Below are 16,193 nucleotides of genomic sequence, written 5' to 3'. Positions count from 1 at the left end.
TCCAGGCCGCGATGACTGGCATCGAGTGCGAATGCATTGTGACGGTGAACTGGAGCGTGCCAACGCGGGTTGCAGTAACTGGCAGGATTTGGACCCGCGGGAGACTGCTCGCCGCCAAAGAGTCATTACGTGTTGGCGATGCTGAAACCCGCGCAAAACAAACAGGCGACCTCGACAAGGTTAAGGGCAAGGTTTCCTCCGAAAACGTCAACAACCGCGAGCAGTTCTTCGACGTATCCCTTCATGTAAACCTCATGGGCTTCGAAAAGAAGATCATTGAGGATCAGGCCGCTCAACTTGCAAAGCTAATGTGGCGTATCGGACATGCCGAAACCACACGCGGCGATGCAGCGGTCAGAAACAGCCTGCCGCTGAATTACCGACCACAGAGCATGAAGCTCTTCCGTCGCGACACGCCACACCTGACAGAGAGCCTTGCGCACCTATGCCCGCTCTACCTTGAATACCAGGGCGTTGCCGATCCGGCGATCCTGATGAACAACAGAGCCGGTCAACCGATCTTCATTGACCTGTGGGGGCAGCAGGTAAACACCGCACACGGCCTAATCTGCGGTACGACTGGTTCCGGTAAGTCCTTTACCTTCAACAACCTGCTTATGGCCCTTCGGGTCAAATACAAGCCGAAAGTCTGGATCATCGACAAGGGCGATTCTTATGAATCGCTCTGCCTGGTACTGGATGGGAACTATGTCCGCCTGGCTACCGAGCCCTTCATTGAGCCGGTGACAGGACGACAGATCGATCCGATCTGCATCAACCCATTCTGGCTTCGACAGGAGGACGGCAAAAACGTAATGCCGTCTCTTGAAGACATGTTTTTCATCACGCGGATGCTCTGCATGATGATGAACTCTGGTGATGGCAGTTCGAAGACAGACAAGACTGTCCGCCAAGTCACTGTCTCTCTGGTGTACAACGCACTCCAAGCTTTCTTCACGGACTGGGTAGAGCGTCGCCCGAATGAAGAGCCTCGCTTCCGGGACTTCATCCCGTATCTGGCTCAAACCAACTTCCAAGAGCAGAAGGGTCAATCAATTGTCGATGCCCTGACCCTCTACTACGGGAATGGCCCCTTCGCGGCGATCTTCGACGGGTTCCTGCAAGTCGATTGGGAGAACGACTTCACCGTTCTCGAAACGCAACGAATGGCCAAATCGCCGGCCCTTGGTGTGGTTACCCTCGCCCTGTTCCGGCAGATCGACCTTTACTGCAAATTCCGCCTGAAGCGTGGCCGCAAGAAAATCGTAGCCGTCGACGAGGCATGGGCAACACTTTCCGACCCGACTGCCGCGGCGGCCCTTGCATCCTTCTATCGCGAACTGCGCCGTTACAACGCTGGTTGCTTGCTAATCAGTCAAACGGTCAAGGACTTCGTGAATCTGGTAAAGGCCGAGAGCGGCAACGGTGGGGACGCCCAAGAGGGCATCCTGGAAAACACCTCCCACTTCTTCCTGTTGGCATGCTCAGCATCTGACTATCGGATCGCGCGGGAGGAACTCTCGTTCACCGATGAAGAAGTGGCGCTGTGGCGCTCTCTGGCATCGCTGCCACCGATCTTCTCAGAAGTCTTCTACCGACTCCGCACGAGCCAGAACATCTTCTATTCAGGGGTATTCCGCCTCTTCTCTTCCCCGATGACGCTCTGGATCGCGAGCTCTCATCCAGACGACTACGCCATGCGCGAGAAGAAGACCGAAGAGCTGGTTGCCGAGCTTGGAATCCCATCCTCTATAGCCCGCCAGAGGGCGATCTCTGCGCTGGCCAAAACTCATCCCTTTGGAGCCCGATACCATGCCGAATAAAAAATGGATCGCCTTTACTGCGCTGGCCACTCTCGCGCTCGGCGGCTGCTCAAGCTATGAGCCTCGCGAAACCATTGTCGACGAAGAACCCAAGCCAGTCGTTGAGATGTACACCCCCAAGACAGAGCTTGAGCGACGCGCCTACGAAGAAGGCGTTACGCAAGTGCTGACCGACCTGAAAGGAAAGATGCGCGCTCGCGATCGCTTTACATGGGATGCCCCCATCGTGGAGTGCGGCGTGCAGATCCCCGCCCGCGTCCAAAACGGGATGTTGGTCCCCTCACATCAAGAATGCGTTCAGATAGCTCCAGGCCGCTGGACTGAAGAAGCACCCACTTACCTACCAGTGCTCGGAGAACAAAAGTGAGCGAAGAAAAAAACTCCCCCCTCGGCTCTCTGCTACAGAACGTACGCCAAGGGGTAAGCAATATGGTTGGCAACAATGGACGGCAAGAGCCTGTCATTAACGACAGGCCTGACGATCAGATCGATCCTGTTGTGGACGACGCAAATACCAGCGCCAACCAGAACCACCCCGTCGATGCAGACATCGATTCGCTTATCCAAGAGGACAATGATCAGCCTCAAGGCCAGACAACTACTCTGCGCGATCGCCTGGCTGCTCTATCTGGTAAGCAAAAGGCTCTGCTCGGTGCAGTGATCGTCGTCGGCGTGTTGGCGGCGAAGAACCAATTGGAAGCGCCCTCGGTAGCCCCTCAAGAACCTGCCTCCGCTCAAACTCAAGAAGAAGGTGACACTGGTTCGCAAGAGCAGACTGCTCTGCTTGAAGGCGAATTCAAATCGAATTCTGGTCTCGATTCGCCTGATGGCGGGTTCTCTGGCGGCGGTGATGCCGTAAACCAGGAGCCTCTGCAACTCGACCTCAATGAAGTCGCTGGCGAGACAGGCAACGCTGCAATCTCGACAGAGGTAGATCTGAATCCTCTCGACACGTTCACGCCGGGCGAGCCTAGCGCTCAATCTGTGCCTCCTGTCGCTGATCTACCTGCGGTTCTCCCAGAGCCAGGGCTCACACCGCCGCCAACTGATGCCCAGCCTGTCGATGCGTCGACGAAACCAGCAACAACAGCGGCTGAACCTGTCGCAGAGAACAAACCGACCCCACCCGCCGAGGCCCCGGTTGCCGGCAGCCCGTTTGAGGCCAATCAGGGTGACGCATTTGGCGAGGCCATTTTGGCTGGCGAAGAAAAACAGGGAGTGGATAGTAGTAACCCTGCGCCCCTGGGTCAGACGGAAATCAGTGCAGACGCCAAAAAGCTCGCTGAGCTTGAAGCGCTTGTGAAGGAACAAGCTGCTTCGATTGAGCAGTTGAAGTCGGATCTCGCTAAGGCACAAAAACCGGTTGCTACACAGCAGCAGGTATCTAAGCCGAAGCCCCATGTCCAACAAAAGCCACTGGTTGTCCAAAGCAGCAAGCCCAAGCAGGCACCTCGACCGAGAGTCTGCGTTAAGGCAGTTGCCCAGGCCGCACGAAATTGCTCGACCTGTGTTGCCCACGCCTTCGTTGTGAGCAACGGGACGGAAACGATGGTTGGCCATGGTGACAAGCTTGATGGATACAGGGTCTCAATTGTTGGCGACAGACTTGACCTCCAGGGACCTGAAGGTACAGAGCCGCACAAGTTCTGGTCCTCGCCGAAAGGCTGTAGCTACTAGCATCCTTGAGGCTGTGTCGCTGAAGGACGTTGAGTACCTTCAGCGCTTAGCCGACGAGATCAATAAGAAATACTTCAAGGGTCACGTCACTACGCCAGTGCGCTGGGGAATCCCCAGCGCCACTGAGCAGAATCCCCCCTCTCTCGATATTGCCTCACTCACTGATGAAGAGCGCGACTCACTCGTGAGGGCAATCACCTTCTACAACACAAACAAGTTTGAATCCGCGAAGTCGGAGCTTGCTCCACTTGTAGAGCGTGGCCAGAAAGAGGCAACCAAGCTCTACATGAAAGTGCTGAAACGGCTTCGTGACGATGCTTGGATTGACCTCGCCAGGCAGATCAATCGCGTCTGTACCGACACATTGTTTGTTGCCCCTGGCAGCACCGAAATTCAAGACGAGAATGGCGCAAGCATCCTGGTACACCCTTCCCTCTCGCGTTCAGCTGGTCTGGCTGCGCCACGGTACGTTCTGGGATACGTGTTGTTTCATGAACAACTGCATAGCTGGCTAGGAACCACCGCTGACCAGCCGCACCCTCCCACATTCAGGAAGATCGAAGCCACATTCCCGGATAGGGCAAAGGCCATTCGCTGGCTTGCGCTAAACAACTTCACGACGATCGAGGACTCATCTCAGTGAGGTTGATTACTGGTCTTCTGCTGGGTGCCTTCTGTCAGGCCGCAATTGCGTCTGTCTACGATCCGATCATCGATCGGCAAGCCCGTAATCATGGCGTCGACCCGTACGTTCTTCGCGCTATTGCCCAGCAAGAGTCGAACAAGAAGCCATGGACCTTCAATGCCGACGGCGAAGGCTTCCACTTCGAGAGCAAAGCAAAAGCAGTAAACGCCCTATGGAGTCTCACCAAGGCCCCGTGGCTGGTGAAGATCAGCCCTCCTGAAGGTGGCCGTGTTATTCGGCGATTCTTCCCGAGCAGGGCCAGCGCCACCGCGTTCCTTAATTCGTACCAGCGCGGCAGAAAGGTGATGAGCAAATCGATGCTCGCAGTCCGCCAGGACACAGGGAAGGAGGTTCGCCGCGGGGAAGCGCGCATCCGTCGGATCTGGCTACTGAATACAGACATTGGAATTGCGCAGATCAACTACCGCTATCACGGCCAAGGTAAGGCCTCGATCCAGAAATGGTTCGATCCGTCATTCAACCTTGGCTATGCGGCTAGGCACATCGCGAACCTGAAAAGGCAGTATCACGTTGGCGACGTAGAGGCTGCCGGCTATTACCACAGCAAAACTCCATCAGTCAGAAACAAATACCTCTCCAGCTTCAAGAGAAAGTATGAAAAGGAACGAAATTCAGCACTTGGCGATCGCGTTGCTGCTAACTAGCAGCATGCATGCCCTGGCAGCGGAAGAAGAACTGACATCCCAAGAAAAGGTTGGGATTGGCCTCATGCACGCCTTGAAGAATGAAAAGAAAGAGGCATGGGCCTATTTGCTCCCAGAGGCAAAAGACGGGAATGTCGATGCGATGTTTCATCTGGGGCAGTTGCTGATTAAGTCGCCTGAATATGAAGGCCACTTGAAGAAGGCAGCACAGTTCTTTGAGGCCGCCGCAAAACGTGGCCACAAGGGCGCTGCGGCGATGCTTGAAAATGTTCGACGACAACTGGCTGTTCAGGAAGGCGGTTCAGTGCCAACTATCGGGGGCAAATCAGCCCTGCCTACACCGGAAGATCGGGCGGCAGCTGAACGCTTCTACCGGGAATATCAGCAGAGAAATGCGCGGTTCAACAGCTTGGATGGGGACACGGAACCCAAAGTCGTTGTGAACGTGTTCGTAAGTGGCGAACTCGATTTCGCTGACCAGGTTGCCAGCATGGAGCCAGTCATCAAAGGCCGATACCCAGAAGCAGTCGGCTTCAAGTATTTCATGGTGCTTGACCAGCGGACGTGGAAGCCCGGCAAGAACAGTCCACCAGATAAAGAACCTAAGAATCTCATCGGATTCGAGCCCGACTGGAATGGCGAAAGTGCGGTGAAGATGGGCGTCAGAAGGACGCCATCCATCGTACTCACGACGACCGACGGAAAGAAAATTGCGGTAACTGGACCCAATCTGCTGAACACAGAGCTTGCGAGGATTATGGAATGAGCAGTGAAGCACCTAAGAAAATGAACCTTACATTCCTCGGCTCTAAAGCGGGATTGGCCGTTGCATTTGTTGCCGGCGGTCTTGTTATGAATGCCACAAGCGCTGTATCGAACGCAAAGTCGACACAAGACATGCTGAGCGATGCACTGGCCGATGCATTGCTTACCGTGAAAGAGCGGGAGGTGGAGAAGGAAGAACAGGAGCTGGCGAAGCTCCCGAACATCCTCGACTGCCAGAACATGAAATGGCTTGAGAACTGTTCAACCATCAACAAGCAGGCCAAGAAAAATCCGAATGCCCCAATGCGGATCACCAATGCTAAGGGGCTCGAATTCAATTTCCAGCCGGGCACGCCATCGGCAATGATCCGTCTCCAGTTGGAGCAAAGCCCTGAAGCCGCCGCTGCTGCTGTGAAGTATATGGATCAGACATGGGGGGAGTACAAGCAGTCTGCTTCGTTGTACCAGGTTGCCATGTGGGAGAACCAAGACCTTCAGAACATCAATGGTCTTGAAGCTGCCCAAGACGCGCAAAAGGCACTGAAGAATCTCGACACCAAGAACCTTAGCGTATCGATCTTCATTGAATCTACCTGCCCGGTGTGTGACAGATATCTAGGCGCTGTTGAGAAGCTTCAGAAGCGCTATCCGACATTGAGTATCAGGGTCTTTCAGCTCGACAACAATCAAGAGGCTTTCATCGCCAAGGTTGGTTCGCGTGGTTTGAGGGGCAGAATTCTTTCGCCATCAGAAGTAGCCAAAGTTCAGCAGCAAGGTATCCGCTCCTGGCCGGTGACATGGGTTGACCATTTGCCAACCAAGAAGCGCGAAACAATCCTCGGCAACAGAACACTAAACCAGGTTGAGACTCGCCTCCTGGCGATGACATACGCAGCTCGGGCAACCCAGATCGCAAAGGCGGAGAAGTAAGCATGAAACTGTCGAAGATTTCCTATGCGGTTATGGCCGCCCTTTCGATTACTTTTTCGGCTCACAGTTTCGCAGTTGAAATCGTCGATAAAGGGACGAGTTTGCCGAGTGAACGTGACACCGTAGATAGCAACGACGCTGACAGCCCTTGGTCCCGCCGGATGGAGGATGTCACAGGTCTGTTTGGTGTGAAGCTGAAAGGTAGCGCCACAAGCACTGGCGGCGGTCTCAATGCTAGCGATGGTTTCAATACCTTCCAGCCCTGGCAGCAAAGCTCCTTCGAAGCAGTGGGAGCATACGGGTCTACGCAAGTTGGTTTTGGCTGCGACGGCATGAACTTGGGGAGCATCATTGACGGCCAACTTGGCCAATACGCTGGGATGGTTGAAGAGTTCATAGCCCAGGCCCCTACTCTGGCAATCATGTACCTCGCCTACAGCCAGCCGGCAGTTAAATCGGTGATCGACGAATTGAACATGGTCGGTCAATTCGGGCTCGACCTCTCGAACATGACTTGTTCTGGCGTTCGTAACCTTGCGGACAGGTCGCACGAAGAGAAGATGCAAGCCGTAGCAGAAGCTGACTGTACGGCAAATGCTGGTTTCAAAGACCCTAAATGTATGGCTGGCGATGGTATTCAGGAATCACTGATTAGCGTCATGTCCAATGCAAAAAATACTGTCACTGCGCGGGCAAGTTCATTGATGGGAACTGTAAGTAGCGCAACAGGCGGGTTCATCAAGCCCCGAAGCGCCACAAGCGGCACAGGTGCCGGGGGAACAGGCACAGGAACTGGTGGGACGGGTACAGGAACTGGTGCGCCAGGCACGCCGACTGCCCTGCCTGGTAAAAGCTGTGTCGATGTTGACCCCGCAGATGGGACAACACCTTTGATACTCGGCGCATCTGAGATGAACTGTAAGGACATCAAAAAGTACGCCAAGCTTCTGCCAACCTTCATTATTCAGGATGACGGCTCTGAAGAAGTTAAACCGCGAGCTGTAAGCATCGAAAAGATGTCGAAGCAGATTACAGAAGAACACATGGGTTTGATGAAGGCAGTATATGAGTCCGACCCCAACACGTTCACTACAACTCCTGAATACAAAAATCTAGTCAATCGCGCTGACATTGTGATCAGCCGGGAAGAGCTACTTTTTATGAAGGAGCTAGCCCTGAAAAGCCCAGGGCAAGCACAACTCGCAATTCAACAGCTTTCAACTCTATCAATGCTGAAAGAATTGGAGATCATCGCAGCAAAGGTTGAAGCTGGTGTTTACTCTGGACTTGCGAACCAAGCAGACCAGCAATACCTCAGTGATAGAAAGGTGAACCAATACGGGAACTCCATTTCTTTGATGCGGAAAGAAATAGACCTGGTTCGAGCCAAAATTCAGGCAGACCGCGAGCGTTCAATGGCTCTGCAATCTATTGCCAACTCGATGGGTAAATAAGGATGGATGATCCAATTGCCAATCTAGGCCTCATTAAGGCCCTAGCCTCGCATTTCTTGGAGTTGACAGCCTTTTATATTGCTCAGTGGCTTCCATACCACACAGCACTGACGAACGCTGCGGCCAAGTTCGTATTTCCGGCTGGACTGGTCTGGTTCGCCTTCAATGCGGCAAAGCTTCCTACGGATAAAGGCAGGACCTTCCTTGGCGGGGCAGCTCTACTCGCCTTTATCGCAGTGCTGCTATCAGCCTCCAGCAGAGCAACCGCAGTGCTGCCCGGAGTAACCTTGCCAGCAAACGTGAAAATGGCGAACGGTTCTGTGTGGTCCTACGGAATCGGTGCCAGCGTTTATAAACTGTTTAAGTCGGCAATTGATTCGGCCGCCGGAAGTGATCAGGAATCACGTCAGGTTGGTCTTCTTGTGGCTTACGAAATGAATACGGCAAAGGTAGGTTCAATGTGGGCGGATACGCCACTTGAAGAACTATATATAACCTATGTTAATAATTGCACGCGAGCCGTAATGAACACCGCAACAACTGACTCCGATGTTAAGTTAATGGGTCACGTTGGTTTGCTTGGAGGGTCAGGCATAGGTTGGAAACAAAGCGATCTGGAGTTGCTAGAGGCATTTCAGGCAGGACGATCTCAGGCCTCCGACGAATTCTACGGAAAAGGGTCGACGGTTGGCGATAACTTCGTAGCAGACAAAATCCTGTTTGGATGGGTCGGCAGAAATGTTATTGCCGCTGGCTCTGGCGTAGGTGCCGCCTGGGAGGCATGGAATGTTTCAGACACTGTAAGTGAGGCAAAAGCAAAGTTGAAGGCAATTCCGCCCGAACTAGATCCATTTGATGATGTATCAAGGAAATATCCTCAAGGGTTTATGGTTCCGACAGAGCAATTCTGGCGAGCAAAGTTTAACGCGACTGCAACTGGCGATAAATATTTCAACGGCGCAACACATGACGGCGGCAAGTATCTTCAGCCAGAATTAGCTCAAGCCCCGAGTTCCGGCAATGCATCCAAAAATCATGCTTTCTACCCCAACACCTGCGAAGAAGCATTTGAGATAACCAACTTGGCAGTTGCTGAGTACCGCAAAGGCTGGGCGGCAAATCCCGAGCTTGCCAACCGCCCTGCTGAATATGCTGAAACTCGCGCACTGGAAGATCTCGCACTCCAGAACGATGCCATGCTGAAGCGTGCAGAAGCTTTGCGAACAAATGACGAGGCACAGGCTTTAAACTCGCAATCACAGCAAAGCGTACAAACTGGCTATCAAGAGACAATTGATGAAACGATGGATGCCATCATCACAATGGGCGAGAAGATATTCGAATTCTTGCTTCAGTATAAGATGCCATTCTTTCTAAGCTCTATGTCGATGCTATTGGCAGGCCTAATTACTACTTTGCCAATCTTCATTACAATGTCAGTTTTTTTGGGAACGAAAATACTCATTAGCTACGTGAAGCTCGTCGCTTTTGCATTTACCGTAGTCCTCATTAACGATGCTTTCCTCTCGATGGGCGCGGACCTGATTGCCAACACAAACCGTATGCAACTGGTCTACACGATCGGTAATATTCGTGATAATGGCGCGTTAGAAATTGCATCGGCAACAGTAAAGGTTGTAGTGCTTATCTCGATCACTGTGATTGAGGTGATCATCGCCAAAATGCTTATCTGGGATGACGTTAAGGGTATGAGCGGCTTCTCACCATCTGGTGGAGCAGGCGCTTCCTTTCTTGCGGCAGCTGGTGCAATTGGAGCTGTGATGAAATTTGCGGCACCGGCAGGACGGGCTGTTGGTGCCGCTAGCAAAATAGCATCTGGCTCAAAAGCAGCTTCTGGCGCAATGAGATACTCAGGAAATGCGGCTGGGGCGTCGTCAACAAGCGTGATCGGCACTATTCGTACCGCAGCAGCCCAGGCACCTCAACCCCAAAGGGGAGGTCGACCAGGTGCAGGCGGAAGCGCGAACCTTGTGCCGCCGAGACCAACCTCACCTGGTCCTTCAGCCAGCGGCCCTTCAGGGGGCGGTGGCGGAAGTCCAAGTGGGCCGGCAGGCGGGACTTCTTGACACATCTATACCCATCAGTAATAACAACGGGCCGTTCGCGGCCCGTTTGATTTTCTGGATTACCCCGTTACGTTGTACTTGGGTAACAAAATTAGGAACCGAAAATGAAGCGCTCAATTTTTGTGATCATGTCTCTGCTGACTCTTTCGGCCTGCGGATCTGCGGAAGACGAGAAGAGTTCTTACACCCATATTGACAAGCCTTACCCTGGCATCGAGTTCGTTCTACCTCACGAAGAATCCATTTCGATTTCATACAAAGGGGATGGTCTTTACGAAGAAACGACAGAGATGCACGTAGTAAACTTTGAAGCATCAGATGCGGACGGCTGGCAGGTGTATGTCACGGGCAACGTATGGTCTGATAAAGGCCGAAGCGGTTCGGTTGACCGTCAAGGTCGTTTCGCAGCCTTTTTCAAAGGCCTATCCGATGCTCGCAAGGTTGCAGGCATGGACTTCGAGATCAACTTTGTCCAAGTTGACTCGTTCCCGCGTCAGTTGAAGGAGCGCCATGCTGAAACTTCTGGTCTTGGCCTTAAACCGGACAGCAAGCTCGGTTGCATGGCCTTCTGGCAGAATTGCACTGACCGCTACATCGTGTCTCCTTACACTCGGTTCCCTTCGGATGGATTCCTGTCGCAGCAAGAATGGCTTAAACCATATCTGAAGCGTGTTGAAGACGACATCCATAACGGAGGGGACTCGGTTTACCTGGAGAGAATGGGTTTCAACGATGAGAATTCCGATTACTGGAACTCTGTTCCAATGAACGTATTCATCGTGAACCCTGATGGTGAGGTAGTAGATGCCATTGTTCCGCTTGCTTCCGGGCGACACATTTCACCTCGTGTGGTTATGACGATGATGGCATCGGCCCAAGGTGTTGAGATTGATCAGGAAGTTATCGCGCAGGTTCCTCAGATTGGTACCGTAATCTTGCCGACCGAATTCGGTGGCAGTTATGGCGAGATTTTTGCCGATGAACTAGCTGATCTGCTGCTTGGTGAATGACATGGTAGGTGAGCTTTACTTTGCTTCAAACGGCTCTATCTACCCGTCATACGTGCTCGATGCGACAGGGAATCTGATCCGCTGTACGAGTGAGGCGCTTCAGCCAGGGGCTCTAATCGGCGGCGCGTCTGAGGTGGTTGCTACAGCCGGCGAGATCGCCAACCCTTTTCCATGGTCACTGACCGTTGTTGCTGTGGAGAAGCGGTTGGCCTCACTGACCGACTTGAACCCCATGTTGGCGAAAGCGTATCCGGGGCTGAAAGTGCCGGTCTCGCCCTTTCCTTTCACCCCATGGGTGGAGTGTTCCGAATCTGAAGTTATGGTTTTGGAAGCCATTGATGTCATTGCCTCGTATGACGAGGCCAAAACGGCATCAGTGGGCGAGTACCTCAACACGCTCGGTATTTTCAGGATTCCCAGGATTGCCAAGTACAACCCTGCAATCCATGAGCCGGCCGAGGGAGCCATTCTCGGTGACGCGGTTGAAATACTTGCTGATGGTTGGTTCTCACACATGAAGATTTTCCGCAGGTCCGTAGTGAGGTGATGGAACGAGTTTCCACCCTCGGAATGCGTGCCAGCAGATACAAGGCGAAAAAAATGATCTACTCGTTTACCAAGAAGCCAGAATCCAAATCGATGGAAGATATTGATACCGACACCAGCTATCTCAACGAGCCCGATGCTTTTGAGGTCAACACCCATGTCCACAGCTGGCCTGCCGATCACAACCCCTTCCTCGATCGGATGGCCAAACAGCTGAAGCCAGGCTTTAGTGGTGCGCTCTGCGTTCAAGATTTTCTCTCCCTCGTATCCGCCGCAACGAAATCTGATGACAAGTCTGTCTTCACATTTCGCGTGACAGTAGATGCCAGCGACAAAGAAAAGCTCTCGATCAAGTTCGTGGTGGTGAGCGTAGCTAACACCACTATGGTGCCGCTTACCGCAGACAACGCGGGGTTCTTCACCTATGCAATGAACTGGATGGCCAAGCACCGGCCGAGCTTTGACCTCAGCGTTTGTGGTGCTGAGTTCTTCTGGGTCCACGTTGAGTGACAGGTGCAAGCGACCTGAATGTAGAGGCGTTCACCCGCCTCTGCTCCAAGCACCCAGGTAGACCTGTTGTTGGCCGTCTTGATCTCACGGAATTTGACCTCCGAGATTATGGGGCGGTTATTCCGCCATTGGTCACCGGCGTTGGTTCTTCAGCATTACCGGCGACTCTGAAGGCCTTTGAGGGATGGGGCAGCCAGGCTTGTATCGTCGGGCTGTGGGCGGAAGGCGACCTCTATTTCTGGATTGCCAAGCCGATCCAGTGAAGTCGCCGTTCCGGCAGAGCTCAAAAGTTAAAGTTCAAGCCAAGGCCGTTCAGCGGATCATCATCAGCCGTCAGCAAATCCCCAGCCGATGTCTCTGATGGTTCAGCAGGAACCGCCGTGATGAAGATTTCCTCGCTGAAGTTATCAACGGTCAATTGATCCGACCGCGCAGCAAGTTGTTCATTCTGTATTGCGCTGGCGGAAACGGAACCAACCTCAAGGGCCCCCATCGCATTGTTTGCTGCCTGAGCCGATGAGCCTTTTATCCGCTCGTGAATAATCGCTTCAACCTGGCCAGGGTCGTTCTCGCCGATCACGTAGAGCCGATTCAGTAAGTTGATCATCGCAACCCCCCTGAGCCCACGCCCAATCGAGTTGTAGGCATGGGCAAGCCGAGGGTATTGATGAGCATTTATCCGAATCTTGATCGGGACGATCTTTCCAAGGCCAGGATCAGGGGTCGTGTGCATGTCACTGAGCATGAGGGGATACCTCTCTACGAGGGCATCACCAACATGCAGCAGCAACTGATTCGCATGCCTTCCGCCATAGGTGTTACGGAGCTCAATGAGGGCATCATGCGTGCCCTCAATCAGAGCACCATTCACTTCCAATGGCTTCATATCCTGGGCCTTCAACTCTTAACGGCCTCTTGGGATTGCTTAGCAGCGACGATCTGCGTTTTCGCGTAGCGGTAGAAGCCCCGCACGATCGATAGAGACGGGTCGTCCGCCATGTAGATTTTCGTGTGGATGTGCTGCTTGAGGATATCTTTGCCAATGATCTTCATGCCGCCTCCCGCGACGATCATTCCTTCCAACAAGTCCGTAGTACCCCAGACGTTGTTGATTACCATCGGCAGGATCTGCTCAGCGAACTTCACACGCAGCGGCTTTGAAATCTCATAGATATCCAGGCGCTCGCCGCGGAATGGGATGTAACCCTGGCGCATCCAGGCATCCATGGTGTGCTCATTTGTCTGACGATCCAGCTTGAACTCAGCCGGGAGCTTGTTCGCTTTCTTGCCAATCTGACTGTTGAGCTGCTCTGGATTAGCCAACTGGGCCAGCAGCTCTTTGTGGAAATCAGATACGCCCTTAGAAAAGCCATACCGGTGGGTACTGCCTTTACCATCGACAATCTGACCGGCGTCCGTCGTGCCGTGACCGATATCGATGACCCCGAACTTACCCTTGGCGATAAGAGCTGGTGGGATCTGTTTGCCCTCTTCATCCAGCAGCTCTGGATCGAATAGCGGACCGGCGTACTGGAAAAGCACAACAACAGCGGCTGGCTGGAACCCCTCTTCTGTTGCCCAGGCGCGCAGACTTTTTTCGAACTCTGCCTTATGGCTCGCATAGAACTCAGTGGGGAGGCCGGTAACGATCAGCGGGTTCTTGATCCCAACATCGCGGAGCGCCTTTATGAATAGAACCCGAATCTCGTTCGACTTGTAGAAGGACGAGTCGGTGCTTCTGGAGCCAGCCCCTTCCTCTCTACAGTCCTCGCCGACCAGATACTGCTGACCATTCTTCAGCTTGAAGATGTCTCGGTTGAAGCCTTCCGCCCCCTTCGCTCCGTTAAACGTGGCCACCAGGGATGAATAACTCCCGTGACGACCATTACCTGCGATGTAGCTGGTGGTTCCGTTTCCGAGATCGATGGCTACGATTTGTTCCTGCTTGTATGACACGGTGTACCCCCTCTCTATGAACTCAGCCTGGTAAGCCTTTCTCTTAACTCACTCCATTCGGGGTGAATGTCCTGGAGACGCTTCTGTAGGCGATTGATCTTGGTTGTGTGCTTGCCCAGCTTGCAGTGGGCAAGCAGTTCCTCGGTGATCCACATTGAGCAAGCTCTCTTCCTAGCCTTGGCACGCTCTGCAAGAACCTCAGCCCTTTCTGGGGCACGCCCCAGGGCGGCCTTTAACTCCCTGGCAACCGCCTTCAGGATGAGATCCCGCTTGTAGTCCTCGATAGCCTTCGTTTGTCTCTTCCCAGTTTTCCTGTCGATATTCGTGACCACCCGGAAGTGGGGAAAGCTGGGACCCATTGGGTCTGAGACCTTGACCTCCGGCCTCAAAACGATGGTTCGCCATCGGATCGGCTGGCGATCGAAGTTGAATTCGAATGCGATTTCATTCGCCTGATCATCCAACTCCAGGTAGCGATCGATATTTTGCTTTGTGCTGGAAACCAATGCTTCCCAAAACGGGCCTACAGAGTTCGCCCACTGCTCAACTGGGTGCTTTGTTCGATCGACCTTGAACTTAAAGTCATGCGATGAAGACTTAATCTCCCTGACGACTCTGGCCTTTATCCGGTCGTACTCATCAAGAAGCGCCAAATACTGGACGGCCCTGTTCCGGCCAATTACAGCTCTCAGTCGCGCTCTGGCTTGTTCGTTGTTGAAGAGATTCCCCATGGAAACCTCCTTCGCACCCGTTTCACCTTCAGGCTCCATGAGGTAGACGGCGCTATGCGGGTTGCCTAGCCAGCCTTGCCATCTGAGACGCGCGCCGGACTTCCCAACACCTTGCTCGATAGCCTTTAGCTGCGCAGCCAAACCATCGACTCGCTGGGGCAGTTCAGAGACATAGGTGATCAACCCAAACAGGTACTCATCTCTTGTGCCCTTCGCCTCACCTAAGGCGCTGACATACTCGGCTTCAATATCCCAGCCGCTGCGGTACTTCCAAGGCCTAACATCACCAAAAAGTGCTTTATGGGCGTCTACGGTTTCATTTGGGGTGTCTGGACCCTCGCCGACCCTTACATCGCCTCTTATTCCCGGAATACCCGCCATATTCTTGCTTTTTCCCCTTAAATACCCTGTGCGACCCTCTACATCATCCAGTCAAACCAGAACTCGGGTATTCGGAAACTTCACACTTTGGGTATTTATACCCATCAATCCCCGCCCCCACCCTCTGCCACCCTTTGCACCCCACACGCACCCTCTGCCCCCCTATTCAATCGGCGAAATTCATCAGCGCCTAAACCATAGGTGTCATTAGGGTTTCACTTTCTCACTATGCCAGGCAGGAGGTATCATTTTGGCGTGCGGCGAGCGGTCTTTTTGTCCGCCACGAAAACAGAGTTCCAGAGATAAAACCCCGTCTAATGTAATTATACGCAGGTCATCCGTTTCTGGATTTACATGGCTTTATAGGCAGGGAATTGCATGGACAAGATCTATGGTACTGAGGCTGCGAGGATTCTCGGTGTCTCTCGCTCCACCATGCTTCGCATGGCAGATCAGAAGCGGCTACCGCCGGATGGCGTAGAAGATGACGGCACGCGTTATTGGCATAGGCAAACAATCCTAGACCACCTCGCCGGAAGACCGAAGCGATCTACCTACATCTTTCCGCGCACATCCCACTTGCATGGGCTGTGCCCCAATGAAAAGCGCTTCAGGTTGCTTGTGACAGGCACCGTTATCCCCTTGGACCTCGAAGCAAATACCGATGGCGCAGCACTCATTGAGGTTTGCCACGCAATCAGTGACAGGTCAGCAGCCGGCATAGGCTTGGACTTCGCCTTTATGGCCAGCCCATTTTTCCCAACGGTTGCACATTACGCTGCTGAGAACGGGACAAGCATCATCCTCGTTCCGTCGACGTGATGACATGCCCGCACGCTAAGGGCCAACACCTGCGTGAGCCGTAGTCATCTGAGCTTGCCAACCGTACTCATAACTCCGAGCCCTCATCCCCCACGTCCGCAACACCTTGCCTCTATCTGGCCGTAGGGCGCACCTGGTCACGCGACAATGT

General features: G+C 53.4%; 16 protein-coding genes. 13 read left to right on the top strand and 3 right to left on the bottom strand.

All coding sequences use genetic code 11. The features are described 5' to 3' along the window. The 12 genes from BLV47_RS34785 to BLV47_RS34725 form a co-directional block, all read left to right on the top strand. Positions 1-1,823: VirB4 family type IV secretion system protein (locus tag BLV47_RS34785; RefSeq protein ID WP_279626615.1), on the top strand; the 1,823-nt coding region annotated here is incomplete at its 5' end. After that, a complete protein-coding gene (locus BLV47_RS34780; RefSeq protein WP_092320985.1) occupies positions 1,813-2,190 on the top strand; it encodes a hypothetical protein in 378 nt (125 codons plus the stop codon). The genes BLV47_RS34785 and BLV47_RS34780, both read left to right, overlap by 11 nt. Continuing rightward, the gene (locus BLV47_RS36030) at positions 2,187-3,500 is read left to right on the top strand and encodes a hypothetical protein (protein WP_143038401.1); all 1,314 of its coding nucleotides are present in this window, start codon (positions 2,187-2,189) and stop codon (positions 3,498-3,500) included. The genes BLV47_RS34780 and BLV47_RS36030 overlap by 4 nt, the downstream gene beginning before the upstream one ends. 13 nt (positions 3,501-3,513) lie before the next feature. Beyond that, positions 3,514-4,143, top strand: coding sequence for a hypothetical protein (locus tag BLV47_RS34760; RefSeq protein ID WP_143038400.1), 630 nt, complete (start codon positions 3,514-3,516; stop codon positions 4,141-4,143). After that, complete coding sequence (locus BLV47_RS34755) at positions 4,140-4,850, top strand: lysozyme family protein (RefSeq protein ID WP_244169007.1); 711 nt, start codon at positions 4,140-4,142, stop codon at positions 4,848-4,850. Before BLV47_RS34760 ends, BLV47_RS34755 begins: the two co-directional genes overlap by 4 nt. Further along, positions 4,825-5,616, top strand: coding sequence for an SEL1-like repeat protein (locus BLV47_RS34750; RefSeq protein WP_092320980.1), 792 nt, complete (start codon positions 4,825-4,827; stop codon positions 5,614-5,616). The genes BLV47_RS34755 and BLV47_RS34750 overlap by 26 nt, the downstream gene beginning before the upstream one ends. Then, positions 5,613-6,545, top strand: a complete 933-nt coding sequence (locus tag BLV47_RS34745) for a hypothetical protein (RefSeq protein WP_244169006.1) — start codon at positions 5,613-5,615, stop codon at positions 6,543-6,545. The genes BLV47_RS34750 and BLV47_RS34745 overlap by 4 nt, the downstream gene beginning before the upstream one ends. Positions 6,546-6,547: 2 nt before the next feature. Further along, the gene (locus tag BLV47_RS34740; protein ID WP_092320979.1) at positions 6,548-7,999 is read left to right on the top strand and encodes a hypothetical protein; all 1,452 of its coding nucleotides are present in this window, start codon (positions 6,548-6,550) and stop codon (positions 7,997-7,999) included. 2 nt (positions 8,000-8,001) lie between these two features. Next, a complete protein-coding gene (locus BLV47_RS36025; protein ID WP_143038398.1) occupies positions 8,002-10,086 on the top strand; it encodes a TrbL/VirB6 family protein in 2,085 nt (694 codons plus the stop codon). A 104-nt stretch (positions 10,087-10,190) separates the two neighbouring features. After that, on the top strand, positions 10,191-11,096 hold the full coding sequence (locus BLV47_RS34735) for a hypothetical protein (protein ID WP_092320978.1): 906 nt from the start codon (positions 10,191-10,193) through the stop codon (positions 11,094-11,096). Then, the gene (locus BLV47_RS34730; protein ID WP_143038397.1) at positions 11,089-11,643 is read left to right on the top strand and encodes a hypothetical protein; all 555 of its coding nucleotides are present in this window, start codon (positions 11,089-11,091) and stop codon (positions 11,641-11,643) included. The genes BLV47_RS34735 and BLV47_RS34730 overlap by 8 nt, the downstream gene beginning before the upstream one ends. Beyond that, positions 11,643-12,152, top strand: coding sequence for a hypothetical protein (locus BLV47_RS34725; protein ID WP_143038396.1), 510 nt, complete (start codon positions 11,643-11,645; stop codon positions 12,150-12,152). The genes BLV47_RS34730 and BLV47_RS34725 overlap by 1 nt, the downstream gene beginning before the upstream one ends. Before the next feature lie 283 nt (positions 12,153-12,435). Here the strand turns inward: BLV47_RS34725 and BLV47_RS34720 are convergent, their stop codons facing one another. From BLV47_RS34720 to BLV47_RS34710, 3 genes are read right to left on the bottom strand one after another with little or no spacing between them, the layout of a single operon-like run. Next, positions 12,436-13,038, bottom strand: coding sequence for a hypothetical protein (locus tag BLV47_RS34720; RefSeq protein WP_143038395.1), 603 nt, complete (start codon positions 13,036-13,038; stop codon positions 12,436-12,438). Between the two features lie 11 nt (positions 13,039-13,049). Continuing rightward, on the bottom strand, positions 13,050-14,108 hold the full coding sequence (locus tag BLV47_RS34715; protein WP_092320974.1) for a ParM/StbA family protein: 1,059 nt from the start codon (positions 14,106-14,108) through the stop codon (positions 13,050-13,052). Positions 14,109-14,122: 14 nt separating this feature from the next. After that, complete coding sequence (locus tag BLV47_RS34710; protein ID WP_092320973.1) at positions 14,123-15,220, bottom strand: hypothetical protein; 1,098 nt, start codon at positions 15,218-15,220, stop codon at positions 14,123-14,125. 378 nt (positions 15,221-15,598) lie between these two features. Here BLV47_RS34710 and BLV47_RS34705 point away from each other — a divergent pair, with 378 nt between their 5' ends. Beyond that, positions 15,599-16,042, top strand: a complete 444-nt coding sequence (locus BLV47_RS34705; RefSeq protein ID WP_092320972.1) for a helix-turn-helix domain-containing protein — start codon at positions 15,599-15,601, stop codon at positions 16,040-16,042. Positions 16,043-16,193: the final 151 nt, after the last annotated feature.

Source organism: Pseudomonas saponiphila (genome assembly GCF_900105185.1).
In the GTDB taxonomy this organism is placed as follows: domain Bacteria; phylum Pseudomonadota; class Gammaproteobacteria; order Pseudomonadales; family Pseudomonadaceae; genus Aquipseudomonas; species Aquipseudomonas saponiphila.
The sequence above is the reverse complement of the archived record's forward strand: the minus strand, read 5'-3'. Positions and strand labels throughout refer to the sequence as shown.

Bases quoted from the DNA above. Each gene is read 5' to 3' on its own strand.
- BLV47_RS34780 (WP_092320985.1), top strand. From the start codon at position 1,813: ATGCCGAATAAAAAATGGATCGCCTTTACTGCGCTGGCCACTCTCGCG.
- BLV47_RS34745 (WP_244169006.1), top strand. From the start codon at position 5,613: ATGAGCAGTGAAGCACCTAAGAAAATGAACCTTACATTCCTCGGCTCT.
- BLV47_RS34740 (WP_092320979.1), top strand. From the start codon at position 6,548: ATGAAACTGTCGAAGATTTCCTATGCGGTTATGGCCGCCCTTTCGATT.
- BLV47_RS36025 (WP_143038398.1), top strand. From the start codon at position 8,002: ATGGATGATCCAATTGCCAATCTAGGCCTCATTAAGGCCCTAGCCTCG.
- BLV47_RS34735 (WP_092320978.1), top strand. From the start codon at position 10,191: ATGAAGCGCTCAATTTTTGTGATCATGTCTCTGCTGACTCTTTCGGCC.
- BLV47_RS34725 (WP_143038396.1), top strand. From the start codon at position 11,643: ATGGAACGAGTTTCCACCCTCGGAATGCGTGCCAGCAGATACAAGGCG.
- BLV47_RS34720 (WP_143038395.1), bottom strand. From the start codon at position 13,038: ATGAAGCCATTGGAAGTGAATGGTGCTCTGATTGAGGGCACGCATGAT.
- BLV47_RS34710 (WP_092320973.1), bottom strand. From the start codon at position 15,220: ATGGCGGGTATTCCGGGAATAAGAGGCGATGTAAGGGTCGGCGAGGGT.
- BLV47_RS34705 (WP_092320972.1), top strand. From the start codon at position 15,599: ATGGACAAGATCTATGGTACTGAGGCTGCGAGGATTCTCGGTGTCTCT.